This is a genomic window from Verrucomicrobiota bacterium JB022, assembly GCA_030673845.1.
GTDB lineage: Bacteria > Verrucomicrobiota > Verrucomicrobiia > Opitutales > Oceanipulchritudinaceae > WOUP01.
This window is the reverse complement of the sequence record JAUTCQ010000015.1, coordinates 385107-405821: the sequence shown is the minus strand read 5'-3', so window position 1 is coordinate 405821 and position 20715 is coordinate 385107. Positions and strand designations below refer to the sequence as shown.

11 protein-coding genes are annotated in these 20715 nt (G+C 64.3%); 3 read left to right on the top strand and 8 right to left on the bottom strand.

Annotated features, from left to right (window positions below; translation table 11 throughout):
• A partial coding sequence (locus Q7P63_12205) for a hypothetical protein (protein MDP0500850.1) occupies positions 1–244 on the top strand: 244 nt, incomplete at its 5' end.
• A gap of 18 nt (positions 245–262) precedes the next feature.
• Here the strand turns inward: Q7P63_12205 and Q7P63_12200 are convergent.
• From Q7P63_12200 to Q7P63_12190, 3 genes are read right to left on the bottom strand one after another with little or no spacing between them, the layout of a single operon-like run.
• A complete protein-coding gene (locus tag Q7P63_12200) occupies positions 263–1096 on the bottom strand; it encodes a metal ABC transporter permease (protein ID MDP0500849.1) in 834 nt (277 codons plus the stop codon).
• Positions 1089–1841 (bottom strand): metal ABC transporter ATP-binding protein, encoded by a 753-nt coding sequence (locus Q7P63_12195; protein ID MDP0500848.1) that lies wholly within the window; start codon positions 1839–1841, stop codon positions 1089–1091. Before Q7P63_12195 ends, Q7P63_12200 begins: the two co-directional genes overlap by 8 nt.
• Positions 1828–2688: a zinc ABC transporter substrate-binding protein gene (locus Q7P63_12190; GenBank protein MDP0500847.1), complete on the bottom strand. Its 861-nt coding sequence runs from the start codon at positions 2686–2688 to the stop codon at positions 1828–1830. Before Q7P63_12190 ends, Q7P63_12195 begins: the two co-directional genes overlap by 14 nt.
• Positions 2689–2772: 84 nt before the next feature.
• On the opposite strand from Q7P63_12190, the gene Q7P63_12185 reads away from it, so the two are divergent.
• The gene (locus Q7P63_12185; protein ID MDP0500846.1) at positions 2773–3738 is read left to right on the top strand and encodes a hypothetical protein; all 966 of its coding nucleotides are present in this window, start codon (positions 2773–2775) and stop codon (positions 3736–3738) included.
• Positions 3739–3937: 199 nt separating this feature from the next.
• Here the strand turns inward: Q7P63_12185 and Q7P63_12180 are convergent, their stop codons facing one another.
• Genes Q7P63_12180 through Q7P63_12160 form a run of 5 tightly spaced genes read right to left on the bottom strand, consistent with a single transcriptional unit; the run spans position 3938 to position 17987 of the window.
• A complete protein-coding gene (locus Q7P63_12180) occupies positions 3938–6061 on the bottom strand; it encodes a hypothetical protein (GenBank protein ID MDP0500845.1) in 2124 nt (707 codons plus the stop codon).
• A 22-nt stretch (positions 6062–6083) separates the two neighbouring features.
• The gene (locus tag Q7P63_12175; protein MDP0500844.1) at positions 6084–7754 is read right to left on the bottom strand and encodes a DUF5060 domain-containing protein; all 1671 of its coding nucleotides are present in this window, start codon (positions 7752–7754) and stop codon (positions 6084–6086) included.
• Positions 7755–7772: 18 nt separating this feature from the next.
• Positions 7773–11180: a glycoside hydrolase family 2 TIM barrel-domain containing protein gene (locus tag Q7P63_12170; GenBank protein ID MDP0500843.1), complete on the bottom strand. Its 3408-nt coding sequence runs from the start codon at positions 11178–11180 to the stop codon at positions 7773–7775.
• The gene (locus Q7P63_12165) at positions 11177–13570 is read right to left on the bottom strand and encodes a glycoside hydrolase family 95 protein (protein MDP0500842.1); all 2394 of its coding nucleotides are present in this window, start codon (positions 13568–13570) and stop codon (positions 11177–11179) included. The genes Q7P63_12170 and Q7P63_12165 overlap by 4 nt, the downstream gene beginning before the upstream one ends.
• Positions 13571–13589: 19 nt before the next feature.
• The gene (locus Q7P63_12160; GenBank protein ID MDP0500841.1) at positions 13590–17987 is read right to left on the bottom strand and encodes a glycosyl hydrolase; all 4398 of its coding nucleotides are present in this window, start codon (positions 17985–17987) and stop codon (positions 13590–13592) included.
• A 303-nt stretch (positions 17988–18290) separates the two neighbouring features.
• Here Q7P63_12160 and Q7P63_12155 point away from each other — a divergent pair, with 303 nt between their 5' ends.
• Positions 18291–20696: a glycoside hydrolase family 2 TIM barrel-domain containing protein gene (locus Q7P63_12155; GenBank protein ID MDP0500840.1), complete on the top strand. Its 2406-nt coding sequence runs from the start codon at positions 18291–18293 to the stop codon at positions 20694–20696.
• Positions 20697–20715: the final 19 nt, after the last annotated feature.

Here is a 20715-nt window from a genome sequence, read left to right as displayed (position 1 = left end):
CACGACGGTGGAGCAAGGCTACGTAGTCTTCGGGCCGATCTCGCCGGACGCCGGGCTGGATTACCAACTCGTCTCCAGCGACGCGTGGGGCGACTTCGTGTTGCTCGACAGCAGCACGATGGAGCGCGAATGGCGCAATGTAAACGGCCAGACGCAGCTCTTCGCCAAGGTGCCGTTTAGCGCGCTTCCGCAATCGACCGGCTCCGCCAGCCGCGTCTGGTTGACGGTAAACCCGGCGGAATAAAGGGCTTTCATCCCCTCGCTACTTCCAGCGAATCGCGTGGAAGGCTAGGTAGGTGGCGCCGACGACGATGATCACCGCCGGGCCGGCGGGCCAGTCGGTCGAGACGCTGAGGGCGAGGCCGGCCCAGGTGCCGAGCCAGCAGAGCAACCCGGCCACGATCATCATCTGGCCCAGCGACTTGGCGGGACGCTCGGCGGCGGCGGCGGGTAGGGTCAATAAGGCGACCACGAGCACGATGCCGACGAGCGACATCATCATCACGACCGTGACCGCTGTCAGGATGAGCAGTAGCGTGTAGAGCCGACCGGCGGGGATGCCCCGCAATTCCGCCCAGGTGGCGTCGAAGCACAGCGCCCGCAGGCTCTGGTAGCCACCGACCACGAGCGCCAGCACGACAATATCGAGCAAGGCTACCCACCAGAGGTCGTGCGAGGTGACGAGCAGCAGATTGCCGAAAAGGTAGCTCATCGGGTCGACCGCCGCCGGGGTGGCCGCAAGGAAGAGCAGCCCGATGGCCATGCCGACCGACCACAGGACGCTGATGAGGCTGTCTTCGCGGTCGGCTGCCCAGCGGCGACCGGCCGCGAGCAGGCCTACGGCGATCAGGCCGGCCCCTAGCGCGCCGAGGCGAGGGTCGAGCCACCACCAGCCCCAGTTGTATTGGGCAAAGAGCGCAAACCCTACCCCACTGAGCACGGCGTGCGCAATGGCCCCGGCAAGGTAGCTGATGCGGCGCACGACCAGCACGGTGCCGATCATACCAAAGGCGGGAGCGGCGAGCAGGGCGAGGATGAAAGCGAGGCGCAGGAAGCCGAACGAAGGATCGCCCAGCAGCGAAAAGAACTCACCCATGGTGATGCCCTTCTTCCGTATGGTCGTGGCGCACGGCGTGGACGGGGCCGCCATACCAGCGCTCGATCAGCTCGGGCGTCACGGCCTCGACCGGGTGCGTCTCGGCCTGGCGTTGCACGCAGATCACGCGGTCGACGAGGTGGCGCACAAAGGCGATGTCGTGCGAAACAAGCACGATGGCCATCTGCTGATGCAGCGCACGCAGGCGCTCGACCAGCCGGGCTTCGACAAAGGCATCGGTCATGGCAGTGGGCTCGTCGAGCAGCAGCACCTCGGGCTCGACCGCCAGGGCGCGGGCAATGAGCACCCGCTGTTGCTGCCCGCCAGAAAGGGAGGCGAAGGGCTGGCGGGCAATGTCGCGCAGCTCCAGCTCTTCCAGGCGCGCCTCGATCTGCTGGCGGTCGGCCCGGCTCATCCAGCCCCAGGGGCGGCGCAAGCGGCCCATGGAGACGACTTCGCGCACGCTGATCGGCAGCTTGCGGTCGAATTCGAGGCGCTGCGGCATGTAACCCACGCGGTGGCGGGTCTGCTTCGGGCGTCCGCCAAGCAAGCGCACCTCGCCGTCTTGCGGCTCGATCAGGCCCAGGAAGAGCTTCAGCAGCGTGCTCTTGCCGCCACCATTGGGGCCCACGAGGCAGACGGTTTCACGCGGCTCGATGCGCAGGTCAACACGCTCCACGGCGTATTCGCGGCCGTAGCTGTAGCTGACGTGGCGGCACTCGATGGCAGGATCACTCGGCGACATGTTCGGCTTTCCAGTTGGTGGCAAGCTGCTCGGCGATGGCCAGCAGATTCGCAAAATAGTCTTCCTCCAAGGGGTCGATCGTCACCAACTGGCCGCCAAGGGCTTGTGCCACGCGCTGCGCCGCCGTTTTCGGGTCTTGCGGCTGCACATAAACAGTCGTCACTCCCGCTTGGCGCGCCGTCTGGATGATCTCGCGCAGGCGCGAAGGGCTGGGCATGGCGGCTCCGCTCTCGATGCTCAAAGTCCGGAACCCCACCTCGTCGCCCAGCGGGTCGAAAGCCGGGTGGTAGCTCAGCATCAGCCGCCCGTCGTATGGGGCAAGCAGGGTCTCGATCTGCGTCTGCAGGGCGCGCAGACGCTCGCGCAGGGCTTCTGCGCGCTCGGCCACCGCCGCCGCGTCGATGCCGGGCAACTGCTTCACGCCGGCCTCCAGCGCATCGACTTGCGCCAGCACCTTCGCGGGGCTGGTCCATTGGTGCGGTGCATGGTCGTGGTGGTCGTGCGCATGGTCATGATCGTGATGCGCGTGGTCGTCTTCCTTCAGATCGACCACCACGGCCTTGGGCGCGAGTTGCCCCAGGCGACGACGCCAGGCCTGTTCGTAATCGACCCCCGCCAGCACCACCAGATCGGCCCGCGCAAGGCCCGAGAGCTGCGAGGGGCGCGGCTGATAAGTCTCGCAGCTCTGCCCCGGCGGCAGCAGCACGTCGACCTTAGCATCCTCGCCCAACAACGCCTCTACAATGGGACGATAGGGAGGCACACTGACGACTGCCGTCGCTGCGGACAGCGAGCAGACCCAGAAACAAACGACTACCCCCCAAAGGGTTCGAACGAGGTTGCGCATCAGAACAGTATATAGAACGCGTCAAGCGCTGTCGAATGGCGGCGAGAGCTTGACCACAGACCAGTTGAGGAACATACCCAGCTCGTGGGCATTTTTCGGAACAACGACTGGTGGCTGGAGCGCAAACGCGACTACCAGCAAGACCCCGCGCCGTATCAGATTGGCGGGTTTGTGGTTGGGATGGGAATTGTGGTGGTCGTCGCTTATTTCGTGATCTCGAGCTTACAGCCCGATTATTCCGAGAGTTTCGACACCACCGGCGAAGATTACCAGCTGGGCCCGCGCAACGCGCAGCTGGCGGACGAAGACTTGAACCCGCTTTCGGCGGCCCAAAGCGTGGTCGAGCGCCGCCGCCAGATGCAGACGCTGGTCGAGCGCGTTTATCAGGCGGCCGGAGGCAAGGTGGCGCTGGAGGAGATGCGCTCGATCCGTAAAAACGGCACGCTGGAGCAAGGCGACGAAGTGCTGGAAGTCTCCTACCAGTACAAGCGCCCTCAGATGCTGCGCTTTACCGTGAGCCTGCCCGATGGCTCTTTGCGCATGGGCTACAACGGGCAGGAGGCCTGGCAACAGTATGTAATTCGGGGACGCAACCTGCCACCCCAGCCCTTGCCGGAAAACGAGGCTCATATGATCGCCGGCAATGTCGAGCTGGTGACGCCCTTGACCGCATATTTCGACAGCTGGGACGACCTGTCGTGGCAGGAGAGCGCGACGGTGGGCGACCGCGAAGCCTACGTCGTGCGCTACCTTGGCAGTCACCACCCCCGCCAGACCTTCTACATCGACAAACAGACTTATTACGTGCTGCGCCGCGAGCGCGAGCATATCAATGCTCAGGGCAAGGCCCAGGAGGTGGCCGTCGTGCTCGGCAACTACCAGCAGGTCAACGGGCTCTACCTGCCCCTCGAGGAGACGGTCTTGATCGACGGCGTGCAGGCCAATCGCTTCGAGATCGAGTCGATCGAGCCCAACGTGGGACTCCCGGATTCGTTCTTCAGCCCCAACCCGGCCGACATTGACGTGCGCGAGGCGCTGGAAGGCCAATAGGAGACGCTACGAGCGGCGCCCCGCCCGGGTGCATCCTTACGGCGGACGTGTTCTGCAGTGTCGGCTCGCTTCGCAAGCCTCAACTGGGCGACCATCCCCAGTAAACACACTTTCCGTACGCAAAGGCGCCGTCCCTACCCCTAGGGACGGCGCTTTTACTCTGTACGAACCATACTCCTAACAAGATTATCTGAAGAGCTTAGTGCAGGGTATGTCGATTATTATCGGGGTTGGTGTAATCGACATACGCCATGGGGTCGGTGCGGTAAAGGTACTCTTCGAGGTTGGTGTAGCCGTCGTTGTCGGCATCCCAGGCACCATCGCGGCCGCTCTTGGGGTTGAGGCCATGGGCGGTCTCCCACTCGTCGGGCATGCCGTCGCCGTCGCTGTCCGCGAGGCCGGTGGCCCCTTCGGCTGGCGGCGGGAAGTCGGCGTCTGCCCACATGTAGTAGAGGTCCATGTTGTCATTTTCATTGCCGTAGGGCTTCCAGATACCTCCCTTGAGGTGAGGCAGCTTAGACGTGCGGTCAACAAATTGCTGGAGAAAATGACGATCGGTTGTATCCCGGGTTGGCAGGTAGGCACCGGCGATCGGCACCAGCAGCTCTTCCAGGTCTTCCGGATCGGTCCAGGTGACCGGCATCGCGCGGAAGGGCTGCTCGATGTAGGCGCTCTGGTGCTCGATCTTGAAGGGCTCGACCGTGTCTCCGCGCTCGTGGACGTTGTCGGCGTAATAGACGGCGTCGCCGGCCTCGAAGCTGTAAGAGTTCGGGTTGCCGGGGATGTCGACGATGTAGTTGCCGACGAAGTTGAAGCGGCTGTGCGGACGCAGCGAGTGACCGCTGCGCAGGTTGGCCATCAGGTTGTGACGCCAGTCGATCAGTACGCAGTCGACTTCGGGCGAGCGGCTGAGCGTGTTGTAAAACAGGTTGTGGTGGAAGGTGCCGAAGCCGCCGATCTCGGGGCCATACGGGTGGTCGCCCAGGCCGGCGAGGCCGGGCCCAAGCAGGCAGTATTGCACCGTGAAGCCGTAGAGCGACGACTCAAGGCCGATCATGCGCATCAGCTCGTCGCTGGCGTAGGCAAACGAGCAGTGGTCGAAGATCACGTTTTCGAGGCGGCCGTCGGTGCTCATGCCGTCCTTCGTCGTCGGCGGGCGCAGGCGGAAGCGCACGCCACGGAAGATCAGGTTGTTGGCGCTGAGGCAGAGGCGACCGTTGATCTCGACGCCATCGCCGGGGGCGGTGTAGCCGATCAGCGTCATGTCGTCGTTGGTGATCCAGGTGTCGTCCGGCAGGTCGATCTGGCCGCTGACGGCAAAGAGGATGACGCGCGGGCCGTCGGCCTGCAGCGCTTCCTTGAGGCTGCCGGGGCCTTCCGGCGCGGTGGTGGTGACGTAGATCACACGCCCGCCGCGGCCCCCGGTCGCCATCGCGCCCATGCCTTCGGCACCGGGGAAGGCCGGGATGTAATTCGTCGGCAGCGTCTTGGGCCCGCCGGAGACGACGAGCCAGAAGAATGGGTCGTGGTCGAAGCGAGTCGGCGCTTCAACCGGGAAATCGCGGATGTAGAGGTAAAGGTGGTCGGTGATCTTGGCACCGTAGGCACCCCACTCCGGGTCTTCGAGTAGCTGGGCCCCATATGGCTTGAACGCCTTGACCAGCTTTTCGATGCGCTTGACGATGTCTTGACGCACTTCGGGCAGCGGCTGCGTGGGCAGGTACTTACGCGCCAGCTCCACAAACTCCGGGTCCATTTGCGTGCGGCGGTTGGAGGGCGTGTTCTTGCGCTTTTCGAGCAAGGCTTCGAACTCCTCGTGCGCCTTCGGATCGGTCGTGCCGCCGTAGAAGGTGCGGTGCCACATCGAGTCGCGGCCGACCCCGATCAGCACGGGGTCGTTTTGCGGAATCCCCCCCGTGGGTAGCGTCGTGAATTGATCCCACTGCGTCTGGTAGTCGAGGATGATCGACGGGTAGTCGACATTTGTCCCCGGCACCACTTCGACGCGGACCGACGGCATTTCGCCGAAGTGGCGATACGACTCCTGCCCGAGGCGGGAGCGCAGCGCATCTTCCATGGCCGGCTCGCTGCCGAGGCGCACGAAGAACTCCGGATCGAGCAACGCTTCGCGCAACAGCGGCGACTCGTCGATCAGGGCAAACGCGGCCTTGGCTTTGGGATATTTCTGGGCCAGCTGTGCCTTGGCGTCTGGCGCAGCCTGGCTCGCGCCCGGGGCCGCCGCGTGGGCAGCCACCGAGAGGCAGCCCAGCGGGAGGGCTGCCAACAGCGCGATCGAAGCGTATTTGGGGAGGGGATGCTTCATGATCAAGTGGGGAATCTCGTCTCTAACGGCGAACGACCAAGACCCAGTCAGTTTTCTTGTCCGGCGCGGTGAAATCGACCGGCTCTTCGAGGCTCTTGCTGGTCACGGCCTTCGCCTTCACCTTACGTCCTGTCTTGGAGTCGATCCAAACATTGTTGGCATATTCGCCCGGCTCCATCTCGATGGCAAACTGCTCACCGTCGGGAGCGAAGACCAGGTACTGTTCGCCCGGCTCGGCGAGGAGGTAGACGCGCAGCACCTGATGCTTGGCGAGCAATTCATCGTGCGGGTGCATGCGGAAAAAGTCCACTTCCTTTGTCATCACATCGGTGAGGATCTGGATATGGCGCTCGGATTCCTTGAACTCGTTCTCGTCGTTGAAGGGCAGACCGTCGGGGCCACCGGCGTAGAGTTCGTATTCCTTGGCGTGGCCGTTCCAGGTGAAGGAGGCACCGGCGGTGGCGCAGGCCCAGGCCGAGCGGCGCAGGTCGTCGCGCGTCGCGCCCACCATGTCGTGCCAGAAGCGGCGCCAGAGGGAGTTGCCCTCGCTCATGAACACGGGCTTGCCCTTGTAGCCGAGGATACAGGCCATGTGGTGCGTCCAGGCATCGCGCCAGAGGTGGCGCTCGAGCGGCTTCTCCGGGGCGGCGATGTGGTGGTTCTCGACCGCGGCAAAGGTGTATTCCTCGCGGTGATACTCATTTTCGCGCGGGAACTCGTCTTCGTAGGTGCGGAGGTGGTTGAAGACGTCGTATTTCTGGACGAGGCGCACCCAGCCCAGCTCTTCGTCTTCGCGGTCGCCCGGCACTTCCCACACGTAGTTCCAACCGGCGATGTTGGCATAGGGGGCGAGGCGGGAGACGACGTAGTGCACGTAAAAGTCCTTCTCCTCATCGGTCAGGGCCGTCCAGGCGCTGCTCATGTTGCGGCTGCCATCGAAGCCGAGGAACATGTGCACGCCCACGTCGCGGTCGTTGAGCCAGCCGAGGTGCTGCTCCATGCGGCGCCACACGTCGAAATTCATCGTGGTGGTGACTTCGCCTTCTTCGTAGAGCAGCAGGTCGAGCGTTTCGGGCTCGGGCCCATCCAGATAATACTGGCCGAAGCAGCAGAGCGAGAGCAGCCAGTTGATCTGCAGGTGGTTGTAACCGTGATCGACCAGCGGCTGGTAGACGTTTTCCACGATCCAGTCGAAGTTCTGGCCGATGGAGCCGTGGCCCGTCTCGTAGTAAGACTTGAGCCACACGGGCTCGGTGCCGTTATAGGCAAACCAGCGCGGGTTTTCTTCGTAGGCCTGGATGATGCCCTTGCCGGCACCTTCCTCGACCACTTCAAACTTGCCCTTGCCGCCGGGCGTACCGTCGCTCCAGCGGTAGAAATACTGCCATGTGCCCGTCTTGTCGGGCATGAAGCGCATCTTCCACACGTTGCCGGTGTCGAAATCGCCCCCGCCCACGCCGTCGCCGTCGTAAAAGCCCGAGAAGTAGACCATGTCACCGCCCGGCGACTGGTAGCGGACTTCGAGCTTCACATCGGTGAACTTGTTGTCGTAGTCCTGGTCGTTGGTGACCGACGCCTCGAAGACGCGGTATTGCGGCACCGATTCGGGCGCCGTCAGGGCGGCCATCAGCGGCGAGGCGACCGTAAACGTCGTCGCTGCTGCGAGGCAGTAGATGGGTGAACGAAGATACATCGGAGGAACAGGGGATGGTTAACGGTAGGTCACCCGGGCAGCGCGGGCGGCATCCTGATTGGGACGCAGCAGCGGGCGCAGGCTAAAATGGAGGCTGTAGGGCTCGACCGGCACAGCATACTTCATCAGCACACCGGGGCCGCAACTACTATTGCCGAGGCCCATCATGCGGGCATCGAGAGAAAGGTAAGTCTCGGCGCGGGGCTCCAGCTCGTAGGTGTGCTGGGCCTCGTCGAGGTCGCGGATGCGGTAATGGAGGGCAGTGGCGGCCATCGCCTCACCTTCGGCCACCACGAGCAGCCCGCGGCCCTTGCCATTGGTCAGCGCGAGCCACTCGACGCCTTCCTTGTTGCCGGTCTCCTGCGGGCGCGGGTATGGCACATACTGGTCCGCCACCGTGCTCTTCCAAAGGCCCATGGGCGAGCTCTGGATGCGGTCGGCGTAGTTTTCGTGCGGGCCGTGGCCATACCAGGCGTATTGCTCCAGCTCGGGCGCAATCACGAGGCCCACGCCGATGCGCGGGAGGTAGGGCAGCTCACCGTGGGGCGTAAATTCGTTTTCGACGTCGATGGTACCGTCGCCACGCACGAGGTAAGTCGCGCGGTGGGTGAAGGAGCCGTTGACGGCCTGGCTGGTCGCAACCGTCTCCACGCGCACGAGCTGGGGCGAAAGGCGCGAGACCTTCACGCTGTCGACCGTGCGCTGCAGGTCGGGCAGGCCGGCGTTGGACCAGTCTTTGGCCAGCCACTTGCCGAAGCCCTTGTCATTATCCGTATAAGCGCGGTAAGCCTGCAACACCGGGCCGGCAGGCTGATCCTCCGGGCTATGCAGCATCTCGACGCCATCGTATTGCAGCGAGGCGAGCGTGCCGATGGCGTGGCTGAAGCGGGCGGTGAAGCCGGGGCCGGAAATCGTCGTCACATCCCCACCCTCCTGCAGGTCCACCTTGGGCAGGCGGGCGACCTCGATGCGCTCGGGGCGCGGCGTCTTCACCTCCAGGTTCCATTGATCGTAGGCAAACTCGAAACCGGCCTCGGCCCACGCGGTGGCTTCGGGCTGGTGGAAGCTGACGCGCACCCAGTAGTCCGCCCCCGCCTTGGGCTGCTTGATCGCGGGGATCGGCAGCTTCACCTCGGTCTGCTGGCCGGGTGCCAGGTCGATGCGGGGCAGCGTGCCTTCGGCCACCACTTCACCATCGCAGGTGACGGTCCACCGTGCTTCGAAGGCGTTGAGGTTGAGGTGGTGGTGGCGGTTGACGACCGAAAGCGTGTGCGGGTTTTTCCCGGCACCAATCGCGACCGGCTGGTAGACCTTTTGCAGCTCCCAGTATTTGGGCGTCAGCGAGCGGTCGGAGAAAATGACGCCGTTGAGGCAAAACGCCTTCAGGTTGGGCTCGTCGCCAAAGTCGCCGCCATAGGCGATGTAGCGTTCACCGTTTTCTGCCGTCTTCCAGATGCCCTGGTCGACCCAGTCCCAGATAAAGCCGCCGAGCATCTGCGGGGATGAGTAGATCTCGTCCCAGTATTCCTGCAGGTTGCCCATTGCGTTGCCCATGCAGTGGCCGTATTCGCTGGTCAGCACCGGGCGGTCGTTGGCGGGATTGTCGACGTGGTCGAGCAGGTATTCCCAACGGGCATTCTCGGCACGCTCCTTGAGGGCCGAATCCGAGATGCCGGGGTTCAGATACTCCTGACGCACGCGCGGGTAGAAGCGGCTGACCATGTCGACCGTAGCGGGATCCGGCGGGAAATAGCCGGGCTCATGCGCGTGGCTGGAGACACCGGAGCCGCCGGCCGCGACGCCATTGACGTCGAGCACGTAGCCTTGCGCGCCTTCGTAGTGGATCGGACGCGTCGGGTCGAAATCCTTCAACCAGGCAGAAATGGCGGCGAAGTTGGGACCGTAGCCCGACTCGTTGCCCATCGACCATATGATGATCGAGGGGTGATTCTTGTCGCGCTCGGCCATACGCACCGCTCGGTCGAGGAAGGCCGCGTGCCAGTCGGGCTGGCTGGCGAGGTAGCCGCGCAGGCCGTGCGTCTCGATGTCGGCCTCGTCCATCACGTAGAGGCCGTAGCGGTCGCACAGCTCGTAAAAGCGGGTGTCGTTGGGGTAGTGCGCCGTGCGGACGGCGTTCACGTTGGCGCGCTTCATCAGCTCGATGTCCTCGATCATACGCTCCAGGCTCATCGTGCGGCCCGTCTCCGGGTCGTGCTCGTGGCGGTTGACGCCGCGCAGGCGCACCGGCTGGCCGTTGACGAAGAGCTGCCCGCTCTCGATTTTCACCTCGCGGAAGCCCACATCGCTGGCGACGGCTTCGACCACCCCACCCTCGGGGTTGTGAAGGGTCAACACGAGGCGGTAAAGGTTGGGCGTCTCGGCGGTCCACTTGGCGGGGTTGGAGATGTCGGCCTCCATCCAGCCAAACATCCGGGGACCGCGCTGCGGCGTGCGGTCGACCAGGATGCCCGCGCTGTAGTCGGGGTTGTGGATCTCCGCCGCGTCGTGCGAAAGCGATTCGGTAAGGACCTGCTTGCCCTGCGCGTCGTAGAGCTGGGCCTGCACCGTCCAGCCCTCCAGCGTCACGCCCTCGACGGCGGCCAACTCGGGCTGGATCTGCAGCTTGGCGTCGCGGTAGTCCTCATCCAGGTCGGTGCGGACAGTGAAGTCGGCGATGCGTTCGGCGGCGGTCGAGTAGAGGTAGACGCTGCGGAAGATGCCGCTGAAGCGCCACATGTCCTGGTCTTCGAGGTAGCTGCCGTCGGACCAGCGATAGACTTCGACTGCGAGAGAGTTCTCGCCCGGCTGGAGGTAGTCGGTGATGTTGAACTCGGAGGGCTCCATGCTGCCCTGACTGTAGCCCACTCGCTCGCCGTTGATCCAAACGTAGAAGGCGCTCATCACGCCCCCAAAATGCAGGAACACCTGGCGCTCGTCCCAGTCGTCCGCCACGGTAAAGGTGGTGCGGTAAGAGCCGACGGGGTTGCGCTCTTCATAGGCGGTGTATTTCTCCTTCGGCTCGGAGGTGACGCGCGGCGGGTCGATCTTGAAGGGGAAGCCGGCGCTCACATAGATGGGTGTGCCGTAGCCCTGCAGTTCCCAGTTGGAAGGCACAGGGATGGTGTCCCAGCCCGAAACGTCGAAGTCGGTCCGGTAAAAATCGGTCGGGCGCTCTTCCGGGCGCGCCACCCAGTGGAACTTCCAGTCACCGTCGAGCGACTGATAAAAGGGCGACTGCTCGACCTTGCCAGCAAGCGCCTGCTCGACCGTCGCAAAAGGCACGAAGGTAGCGCGGGCAGGCTCACGGTTGATCTGGAGCACGTGCTGGTTTTCCCAATCCGGCGCGTTATGCGTGACGGCCGCGCAGGTGCCAGCCAGCGCGAGGGAGCAGAAAACGAGAGGGGATAACGGCGTGGAGCGGCTCATCGCTGCTGCAAATCCTTTCCAAATTTGATGGTTTCGCCCGCCTTGAGGATGATGCGCTGCACGTTATCGCCGTAGCGGATAACGACGGGGCCCGTCTCGCGGGCACGGATCACGGCGGAGGTCAGTTGGCCGCGCTCCCAGGCCAGTTCGGTAACTTCGTAGCCACCGCGCGAACGCAGCCCTTTGACCGAGCCGTGGCTCCAGGCACCGGGCAAGGCCGGCAGGAGGTAAATCGTGGTGATCTCGCCAAAACCGCCCGTGCTCTGCATCAGCATCTCCGCAATGGCAGCGGTCGCACCGAAGTTGCCGTCGATCTGGAACGGCGGGTGAGCGTCGAAAAGGTTCGGGTAGGTACCGCCGCGCCAAGGCTCGTCCTTGGTGCGCGGGCGGGCTGGCGTCAACTGGTTGCGCAAGAGCACGTGCGCGCGGTCGCCGTCGCCCAAACGGGCCCACATCCCCATCTTGAAGGCGAGGCTCCAACCGGTGCTGCCGTCGCCGCGCATGTCGAGCGTCTTGCGGGCGGCGAGCGCCAGCTCGGGCGTGGTGGCGGGGTGGATTTCGTCGCCCGGATACAGGCCCCAGAGGTGCGCGATGTGGCGGTGCTGAGGATCGTATTCCTGGTAGGGCTCCAGCCACTCCATCACACGGCCGTCGCGCCCGATGCGAGTCGGGGCAAGGCGGGTCCACTTTTCGCGCAGTTCGCGCTGCAGCTCGGCATCCTGGCCGAGGATTTCACCGGCCTCGGCAGTAGCGGCAAAAAGGTACCGCAGCAGCTGCATGTCGGCCGTGGGTCCCATTACGACGTGCAAGGGCTTGTCGCTCCCCGGCAGCACAAAGGCGTTTTCCGGCGAATTGGAGGGCGCGGTGACGAGCCAGCCGCTCTCGGGATCCTCGATCAGCATATCGAGGTAAAAGAGCGCGGAGCCCTTGAGGATCGGGTAGACCTCGCGCAGAAACTTTTGATCGCCCGTATAAAGGTAGTGATCCCACAGGTGTTGGCAGAGCCAGGCCGAGCAGGAGACCGTGGAGCCCCAGCTGGCGGATTCGCCGGGCGAGGTGAAGCCCCACGGGTTGGAAAGCAGGAACGACACCCAGCCGCGTGCATCGTAGTAGGCCTGGGCGGTCTTCTGGCCCGGCTCGACCAGCGACTCGATCAGCTCGAACATTGGGTGGTGCAGCTCGGAGAGGTTGGTGACCTCCGCCGGCCAGTAATTCATCTGCACATTGATGTTGGTGTGCCAGTCGGAGTTCCAGGCGGTCTGGATCTTCTCGGCCCAGATGCCCTGCAGGTTGGCGGGCAGCGTACCGGGGCGGGATGAGGAAATGAGCAGGTAGCGACCGAAGTCGAAGAGCAACGCCGCAAGATCGGGGTCTTCACCGCCCGCGGCGAAGGCCTTCAGGCGCTCGGGCGTGGGCAACTTGGAACTGGCCGTTTCGGGCAGCACAAGTTGGCAACGCTCGAAGTAACGCTGGTAATCGGCGATGTGCTCCTGCTTCTGGCGCTCGAAGGAGGTCCGCACGGCCTTGGCGAGATCGCGCTGGGCCTGCTTGCGCGCATCGTCGACCTTCCGACCGCCGAACGTCTTGATGTCGGTGGCGGCGGTGTAGTAGATCAAGACGCTGTCGGCGTCCGTTACCGTAAGTGAATTGCCGCTCGACGTAACCGTGCCGCCGGTGGGCACCACACGCACGCGAATGCCATAACGCACGCCTTTGTCGGTCTGATAGCCGTCATTGAGCTGGCCGAACATCTCCAGCTCGTTGCGGGCCACGGCAACCGTCTCGCTACGCTCCTGGCGGTCGAGACGCACGTCGAAGCTCAAGGCACCCGGCTCGCTGGCGGTCAGGTGCATGACCATCGCCTGATCGGGCGCACTGACAAACGCTTCCCGCTGGTAGGTGACGCCGCCCGCCGTATACTGGACGTGCGCCACGGCGGTATCCAGATCCAGCTCGCGGCGATAATCGGAGAAATCGTCCTGGCCCTTGAAGTCGAGCCACAGGCTGCCCGCCGTCTGATAAGCGCCGTAAGGGTCGTCTGCGCCCGTGCCCAGGCCCGAGCCGGCACCGGCTGCGGTGAAGGTCTGGTTGACGAGTTCTTCGGCCTCCGCGTTCTTGCCCTCCAGCAGCAGCTGGCGGATCTTGGGCAGGTTCTCGTGCGCGTTCTCGCGGTCGGCATCCTGCGGCGAGCCCGACCACATCCCCTCTTCGTTGAGCACGATGCGCTCGCTGCCCACGCCGCCGTAGATCAGCGCCCCGAGCCGACCGTTGCCGATAGGGGTCGATTCCGTCAGGGCGGTGCCGGGGGTGTCGAGCCAGATCACCCGCGCGGCGGCGGGGGCCCCCAGGGAAAAGAGGGAGGCAGCAAGAAGGGAAGTCGGTCGGATCATCGGGAGGAAGGGGATTCTGTTATTCGGCGGGAGTGGACGCGGTGCCGAGGTCTTCGGAAGTCGCGAGGGCAATCACGCGGCCCTGATCACCCACCGCGCAATAGAAGTGATACACCACGCCATCGTGCTTTAACAACCAAGGTTTGTGGGCAAAGTTGTCGTCCCACGGCTCGGAAGGTTCGATCAGGTGTGGGCCGTCCCACTTCGTCCAATTCACCATATCGTAAGACACGGCGAAGGTGTCGAAGGCCTTGGGCTTCCAGAACGCGCCGAAGTAGAACATGACCCAGAGGTCGTCCATCTTCACGATCTGCGGGTCGCCGGTGATCGCCCAGCGGGAGCCCTCGCCGTCGTAGACGACGTAGTTTTCGCCGTAGCGGTGCCACGTCTTCATATCGCGCGAGACGGCCATGCCGATGGCCTCGTGACCGCCGCCGCGCTCTTCCTTGCCGTTGTAATACATGATGAACGGCCAGCCGAGGCGCTCCTCCGGGTCGTGCAGGATGTGGCTCTTGTAAACGGTCTTCTCCTCGAAAGCGCGGGTGTATGGCCCGTTGGGCGAGAACACGGGATTGTGCTCCATCCGGGTCCACTCCTGCGCGAGGTGCGGCGTCTTGGTCCAGGCGAGGCCGGCGGAAAGCGGGTCGGTCTCGTAGCCTTGCATCGAGCCGCCGATGTAAGACATCCAATATTTGCCTTCGTACTGCTGCAGCTCCATCGAGCCGCCCCACTGGTAGTCGATCAGCGAGACGCCGCCGTCACCCTGCCACATGTCCCAGCCCCCGTCGGGGTGCGAGAAGATGCGACCGAGGCGTTTCCAGTTGAGCAGGTCGTCGCTCTCGGCGAGGTAAGTCTGGTAGCCGATGCCGTCCTTGATCGCGACGAACATCATGTACCACTTGTCGCCGTAGCGGAAAACGTTGGGGCAATCGAGCATCTCGCCCTCTTCGCCCTTGAGGATCACGCCATACTTGTGCGGCGTCTTGGCCGCTTCGTAGACGCGTTGCATGTCTTCGGCGGAGACTTCGCGGGCGTTTTCGGTGATCTCGACCGGAATGGGGATGATCGGCTGCGGCGGCAGTCGACCGGGGACCTCCACCTTGAGCAGGACCGAGCCCAACAGGCCGGCGGGCAGGAGGTCTTCGCCGTCGAGGCGGAAGGGCGCGTTCGTCCAGGTCTGGCGCGCGGCTTCGGGCAAAGTCTCGTCGTAGATCAGGCGGTTGGCCCAGGTGTTCGTCACCTCGATGCGAACCTTGTTCGTGCCCGGCTTCAGGAGGTCTGTCACCTCGACCTGCCACGGGGCCGTCCACACGGTGCCCGCGAACGCGTCATTGATATAGACCTGCGCGATATTGGCGACCTTGCCGAGGTCGAGCCAAACGCGGCCTTCGGTCAGGGCGGGGTCCCATTCAAATTCGCGACGGTAGGAGGCGGTGCCGGAGAAGTGCTTCACTTCCGGGTCTTCCTGCAGCGTCCAGCTGTCGAGGTAGCGCTTGTAGACGACCGGCTCGGCAATCCCAGGGAAGTGGACCTCCCATGGGCCATCGAGGCGCTGATGCGGCACCGGCTCGACGTAGTGCGAGCCCTCCGGCGCGGCCTTGGCCTCGGTCGGCCTGGCCAGCACGATAAAGCGGGACTCGGCGGGGTGCAGGCGCATCTCGACGACCGTGCGGTCGCCCGCAAAGTGCCACTCGGGCGCGGCCATCCGCTCGCCCGTCACGGCGTTCCACAGCTCCGGCTGGCGACCGTTTTCGCGCAGCGAGGCATGGAACTGGCGGTAGTCCTCCGTCTGGTTGGAGATAAAGTAGATGTCGACGTCGCCCGCCTTGCGGTGGGTCCAGGCGATCCCCTTGGCGTGAGAGCCGTCCAGCTCCTGCACCAGCACGTCGGGGGCAAGGCCGAGGGTTTCGAGGCTCGCCTCCTGCCACGGGCCGATGTGCACCTGCTGGCCGGTCTTGATCTTGCGCTCGTCGGCGGCCCAGATCACGGGCAGGCCTTGGCGGGCAAAGTTCTGGATCTGTTTGATCGAGTCATCGGAAAGGCGCTCGGCCGGGTTCATCGCACGGTCGCCCGGCACCACGAGCACGCCGTAGCTGGCACCGCCGGGGAACACCAGGCGGCCGTCCTCGACCTTGGCCAGACGCAGAAGCGCGTCGGGGTTGACCGAGTCGTACTGGTAGCCGTGCAGCGGGTCGACCCAGTCCTTGGCGTGGGTGGAGTTGGCGCTGCTGCGCACGCCCTTGGGCTCCAGCATGGTCGGCTGGCCCTCGTTGACATGGCGCGCACGCTCTTCCTCTACCCGTTGCTTGCCGAAGAGGCCGGGCAGCGTGTCGACCAGACGGTCGGGCTGGAGGGCGCGGCGGGGCACTTCGTCTCCCGTATAAACGGCCATGTCGACCACGGGGGTGCCCTGCTGGAGGACGGCTTGCGCCCGGGCCACGTAATCCATCCAGGCCTTGCCGGCCTTCCACCACGTCTGCCCGCGCTGGAAGAATAGCCCCACCCCATTGAGCGATACGCCGGGCTGGCGATCGACCCACGGGTTTTGCATCGAGACGTGGAACATGAAGCGGTTGACGCCCAGCGCGTAATGGAGGTCGCCCAGCGTCTTGAGCATCGCGGGGTGCTCGTCCCAGGCGATGCGCAGCTGGGTGTAAGACTCGGCGGGGATGACGCGCTTGCCGTAGATGCGGCCGCCGGAAATCGAGTCGAGGATGTCGTTGGGCTTGTCGTGCGTCGGGCTGCGGAGCCAGAACTCGCCCATCGGGTAGTCCACATACTGGAAGTTGAGCAGCGAATCGCTGACCATCGTGGGCACGCTGACCTCGGCGGAGAACTTCCAGCCGTGCTCGTGCGCCAGTTGCTGGACGGTGCGGAAGTAGCCTTCGGCCGTCAGCTCGGCAATGGTCTCGCGCACGTCGTGCAGCACTTTTTCGGAAAACTCGATGTCGCCCACCGGGATGCCGGCGAAGAGCGGCAGGTAGGGGTGCAGATCGTAACCACGGCGGCGCTCGAACTCGCGGGCGAAGAGCGGCGACCAGTTCTGGCTGCCGGCTTCCCAACTGTCGGAGTGCGCCAGCTGCATCACGCGGTCCATCAGCTCCGGGCCCACCTGGCGACGCGTCTCACCAATCCAGTTATCGAACTGCACGCGGATGGCCTCGGGATTGAACTTGTCGGCTTCGAGACCCTCCCCTTCGGCTCCGTTGTAATTGGTCGCGCCGGTGCTGGTGTGGCCCATCCGCAGGATCGTCCAGCGGCCCTTGGGCGCCTTCCAGCGCAACTTGCCCTCGGCGTCCATTTTGCCGGTCAGGTCGACGATGCGGTTCTTGCGGACAAAGGCGTCTTTGCCGAGTTCGCCGGGCTGGGCGGCGTCGCTGATGCGCCAGATCGCGCCCGACTTGCCTTCATAGCCGTCGATGCGGGGCTCGCCGGAGAGCACCATGCTGCGGACCTTGAGCACGGGGCTCCACTTGGCCCAGTCGAGGTCTTCCGCGCCCGGCTCGGAGCCGGCGGGGTCAAAGGAAAAGCGGAAATACTGCGCGGTGGTCGCCGGCAGCGAATAGGTGACGATGCCAAGGTTGTCTTGCCAGCCGTGGCGGGGCGGCTCCAGCTCTTTCACCAGCTCGAAATGCTCGCCGTCGTCGCTCGCCTCCACCCGCAGGCGGAGGGATTGGTAGTTGTTGCCATGCGGGCGCACCTGCACCGAGCGCACCGTCCACGCCTCATCATAGGCATAGGTGACCGTGGCAGGGTCTTCGGCGCGGATGGGGTCGGTATTCTCCGGATCGGCCAGGCGCTGCCAGTCGCCCTTGAGGCTGCTGGAAACGCGGGGAGCACCAGGGGCTTCGTCGCCCATCAAGGGCACGGCGTAGACACCCAGATCGCGGTAAAAATCCTTGCGCGTAAGGGGCTGTGGGAGCTGAAGATTGACCGTTTGACCGCCGGCGACCTGCGTCTCGCTCCAGACGACCTGCTGCATCGACATCTCGGGCGTGATCCAGGGGCCGCCCGCGAGGGAAAAGCCCGCGCCGATGTGAATGCCCAGCTTGAGGCCCAGACGGTCGGCCTCGGTAAAGGCGTGCTTCACGAGCGCCCAATATTCGGGGCTGAGGATCTTGACCGGAGGGCTCCAGAACGGCTCCTCATCGGCCTTCAGCAGCGGCATGAGGTAGGCGCCGCCGAGGCCGTTGTCGGCCATCGCTTCGAGGTCTGCCGTGATGCCTTCGGCCGATACGGCACCCTTGAGCCAGTACCAGATGGCCCATGAGCGGGCCTCGGGCGGAGGTTGGTCAAAAGCCGTTTGGAGTTCGGTATAAGCCGGGGAAGGAGCCGGCGCGGCATGGCCCGACGCGGGCAAAAAGCCAAGCGTCAGCCCGAGGCACCAGGAGGCGCAGGATTTCCAGGAAGGGGTCATGCTGTGAAGTTGGGAAGAAGGGCTGGGATCGGGAAAGGGATTTTTCACGGGCACAAAGACCCGATTTTTTCATATGAAATAGAAATGAACAATCTATCAGGTAGGGCCGGAGATAATGTCAACGATTTCCGGATTTTTCGCTACCTTGTCGATTTAGCTGCGTTTATGGAGGCAGCAACCCGTTCTATTATTTCATGAAAAGGATTTTATCCTTTCAATCATTTGTCGCTTGCTAAAGATTCGACTTTCCTTCCCTTGGTGTCACACTTTGAGCGGCCCGTCAACCTCCCTCAGCCCCTTCGCATGCGCCCCCATATTGCTAACCTCAAAAAAGTTATTCGATCCGGATTAACCCTCAGCCTCGCCAGCGCCGGTGCGCTCCAGGCCGAGCAGCGCCTGCCCTTGGCCGATGGCTGGCTCTTCCACCATGGCGAACTCGCCAATGGCAGCACGGTCAGCTCGCTCAGCTTCCCCAAAAACGAGTGGCAGAAAGTCACGATCCCGCACGACTGGAGCATCGCCAGCACGCCCGACCCTGAAGCGGCGACCGAAGGCGGCGGCGGCTTTTTCGAGACCGGCACCGGCTGGTACCGCACGACTTTCGAGGCCCCGCAGGCATGGCAAGGCCAGCAGGTTGCGCTCTATTTCGAGGGCGTCTTTCAGGATACGACGGTCTGGATCAACGGCCAGACGGTCGCCACCCATGCCTACGGCTACACGCCTTTCCGCGTTGATTTGACGCCGCACCTCAAGCTGGGGCAGGAAAACCACATCCTCGTGCGCGCCAACAACTCCGTGCAGCCCAATACGCGCTTTTACAGCGGTTCGGGCATCTTCCGCCCCGTGCGCCTCGAAGTGCGCGACCCCGCCCACGTGCTGCCCGAGTCGCTCTACGCCCGCACCCGCAACGTGGGGCCCGATCAGGCGCTGGTGGATGTCGAGGCCCAGATTTCGGACAGCTCGCTGCTGCAGGAGGGCGACGAGATCGTCTTCCGCCTGCTCGACGGCAAGACGGAGGCCGCAGTGGCCCACGCTGCCTATCAGGAGAAGTGGAAGCCGCAGCAAGTCGCCCGTGGCCTGCTGGAGGTGAAGCACCCCAAACCGTGGTCGCCCGAATCGCCCCACCTCTACACGCTGACCGCCCAGGTGCTGCGCGGCGGCAAGGTGGTCGACGAGACCTCGCAGACGATCGGCCTGCGCACGATCCGCATCTCCTCGCAAAACGGTTTTGAGCTGAACGGCAAGCCCTACCTGCTCAACGGCGGTAACGTGCACCACGACAACGGCCCGCTGGGCGGGGCAGCCTTTGCCGCCGCCGAGTGGCGCAAGGCCAAGCTGCTGCGCGACGCCGGCTACAATGCCCTGCGCACGGCCCACAACCCGCCCTCCAGCGCCTTCCTCGAAGCCTGCGACCGCCTGGGCATCCTTGTGTTCGACGAGTCGTTCGACGGCTGGAAGTCCAAGAAGGTGGCGCACGACTACGGCGTGATCTTCGACGAGAATTGGGAGCAGGACCTGCGCGCGTTCATCAAGCGTGACCGCCACCACCCGTCGGTCGTGATGTGGAGCATCGGCAACGAAGTCTACGAGCGCGGCAACGACGACGGCATCCAGCGCGCGCACAACATGGCCGCCGTGATCCGCCAGCTCGACCGCAGCCGCCCCATCACCATCGGGCTCAACGGCCTCGGCGACACGGGCGACTGGACGCGCCTCGACGGTATTTTCTTCGCGCTCGACGCCGCCGGCTACAACTACGAGCTGCAGCAGCGCCACGCCGAAGACCACGAGCGCCTGCCGAACCGGGTGATGTATGCCTCGGAGTCGTATCAATACGAGGTCTTTGAAAACTGGCAGGCGATCCACCAGCACCCCTACATCATCGGCGAATTTGTCTGGAGCGCGATTGACTACCTCGGCGAAGCCGGCATCGGTCGCGTCTTCCCGCCCAACGAGGAAGCCCGCGCCCACTGGGAGGGCACGCACTTCCCCTGGCACGGCGCGTATTGCGGCGACATCGACCTGATCGGCACCCGCAAGCCCATCTCCTACTACCGCGATGTGATCTGGGACACGGGCACGACGCTGCACGCGGCCGTGCTGCCCCACCCGCTCGAAGGCGGCGAATGGAACCAGACCCTCTGGTCGCTCCCGCCCGCCGAAACGAGCTGGAACTGGCCTCAATACGCCGGGCAGGAAATGAAGGTGGAAGTCTACTCGCGCCATCCGGAGGTGAGCCTCTACCTCAACGGCAACCTCATCGGCACGGCGCCCACGAGCGAAGCCGAGCAGTTCAAGGCCACCTTTGCAGTGCCCTACCAGCCGGGTCGCCTCGAAGCGCGCGCGGGCGGCGAAACCTTCGTCCTGGAAACGGCGGGTGAGCCCAAGCAGATCGCGCTGCAGGCCGAGATGCCGCAATTCCACCCCGACGGCCATCGCCTCGCCTTCGTCAACGTGGCCCTACAGGATGCCGAGGGCCGCCTGAACCCCACCGCCAGCCTGCCCGTGACCTACCGAGTCGAGGGCCCGGCCGAGATCATCGGCATCGGCAGCGGCGATGTGACCGACACCGCTTCCTACCAATCCAACCCGCGCAAGACCTACCAGGGTCGCGCGTTGGTCGTGGTCCGCGCAACCGGCGAAGGCAAAGTAAAGCTCACCGCCGAAGCCCCGGGAATTTCCCCGCAGACCCTGACTCTCAGTTTCTAGCAAATCCCCCTTCCCGCAC

Bases quoted from the DNA above. Each gene is read 5' to 3' on its own strand.
- Q7P63_12200 (MDP0500849.1), bottom strand. From the start codon at position 1,096: ATGGGTGAGTTCTTTTCGCTGCTGGGCGATCCTTCGTTCGGCTTCCTG.
- Q7P63_12195 (MDP0500848.1), bottom strand. From the start codon at position 1,841: ATGTCGCCGAGTGATCCTGCCATCGAGTGCCGCCACGTCAGCTACAGC.
- Q7P63_12190 (MDP0500847.1), bottom strand. From the start codon at position 2,688: ATGCGCAACCTCGTTCGAACCCTTTGGGGGGTAGTCGTTTGTTTCTGG.
- Q7P63_12180 (MDP0500845.1), bottom strand. From the start codon at position 6,061: ATGAAGCATCCCCTCCCCAAATACGCTTCGATCGCGCTGTTGGCAGCC.
- Q7P63_12175 (MDP0500844.1), bottom strand. From the start codon at position 7,754: ATGTATCTTCGTTCACCCATCTACTGCCTCGCAGCAGCGACGACGTTT.
- Q7P63_12170 (MDP0500843.1), bottom strand. From the start codon at position 11,180: ATGAGCCGCTCCACGCCGTTATCCCCTCTCGTTTTCTGCTCCCTCGCG.
- Q7P63_12165 (MDP0500842.1), bottom strand. From the start codon at position 13,570: ATGATCCGACCGACTTCCCTTCTTGCTGCCTCCCTCTTTTCCCTGGGG.
- Q7P63_12160 (MDP0500841.1), bottom strand. From the start codon at position 17,987: ATGACCCCTTCCTGGAAATCCTGCGCCTCCTGGTGCCTCGGGCTGACG.
- Q7P63_12155 (MDP0500840.1), top strand. From the start codon at position 18,291: ATGCGCCCCCATATTGCTAACCTCAAAAAAGTTATTCGATCCGGATTA.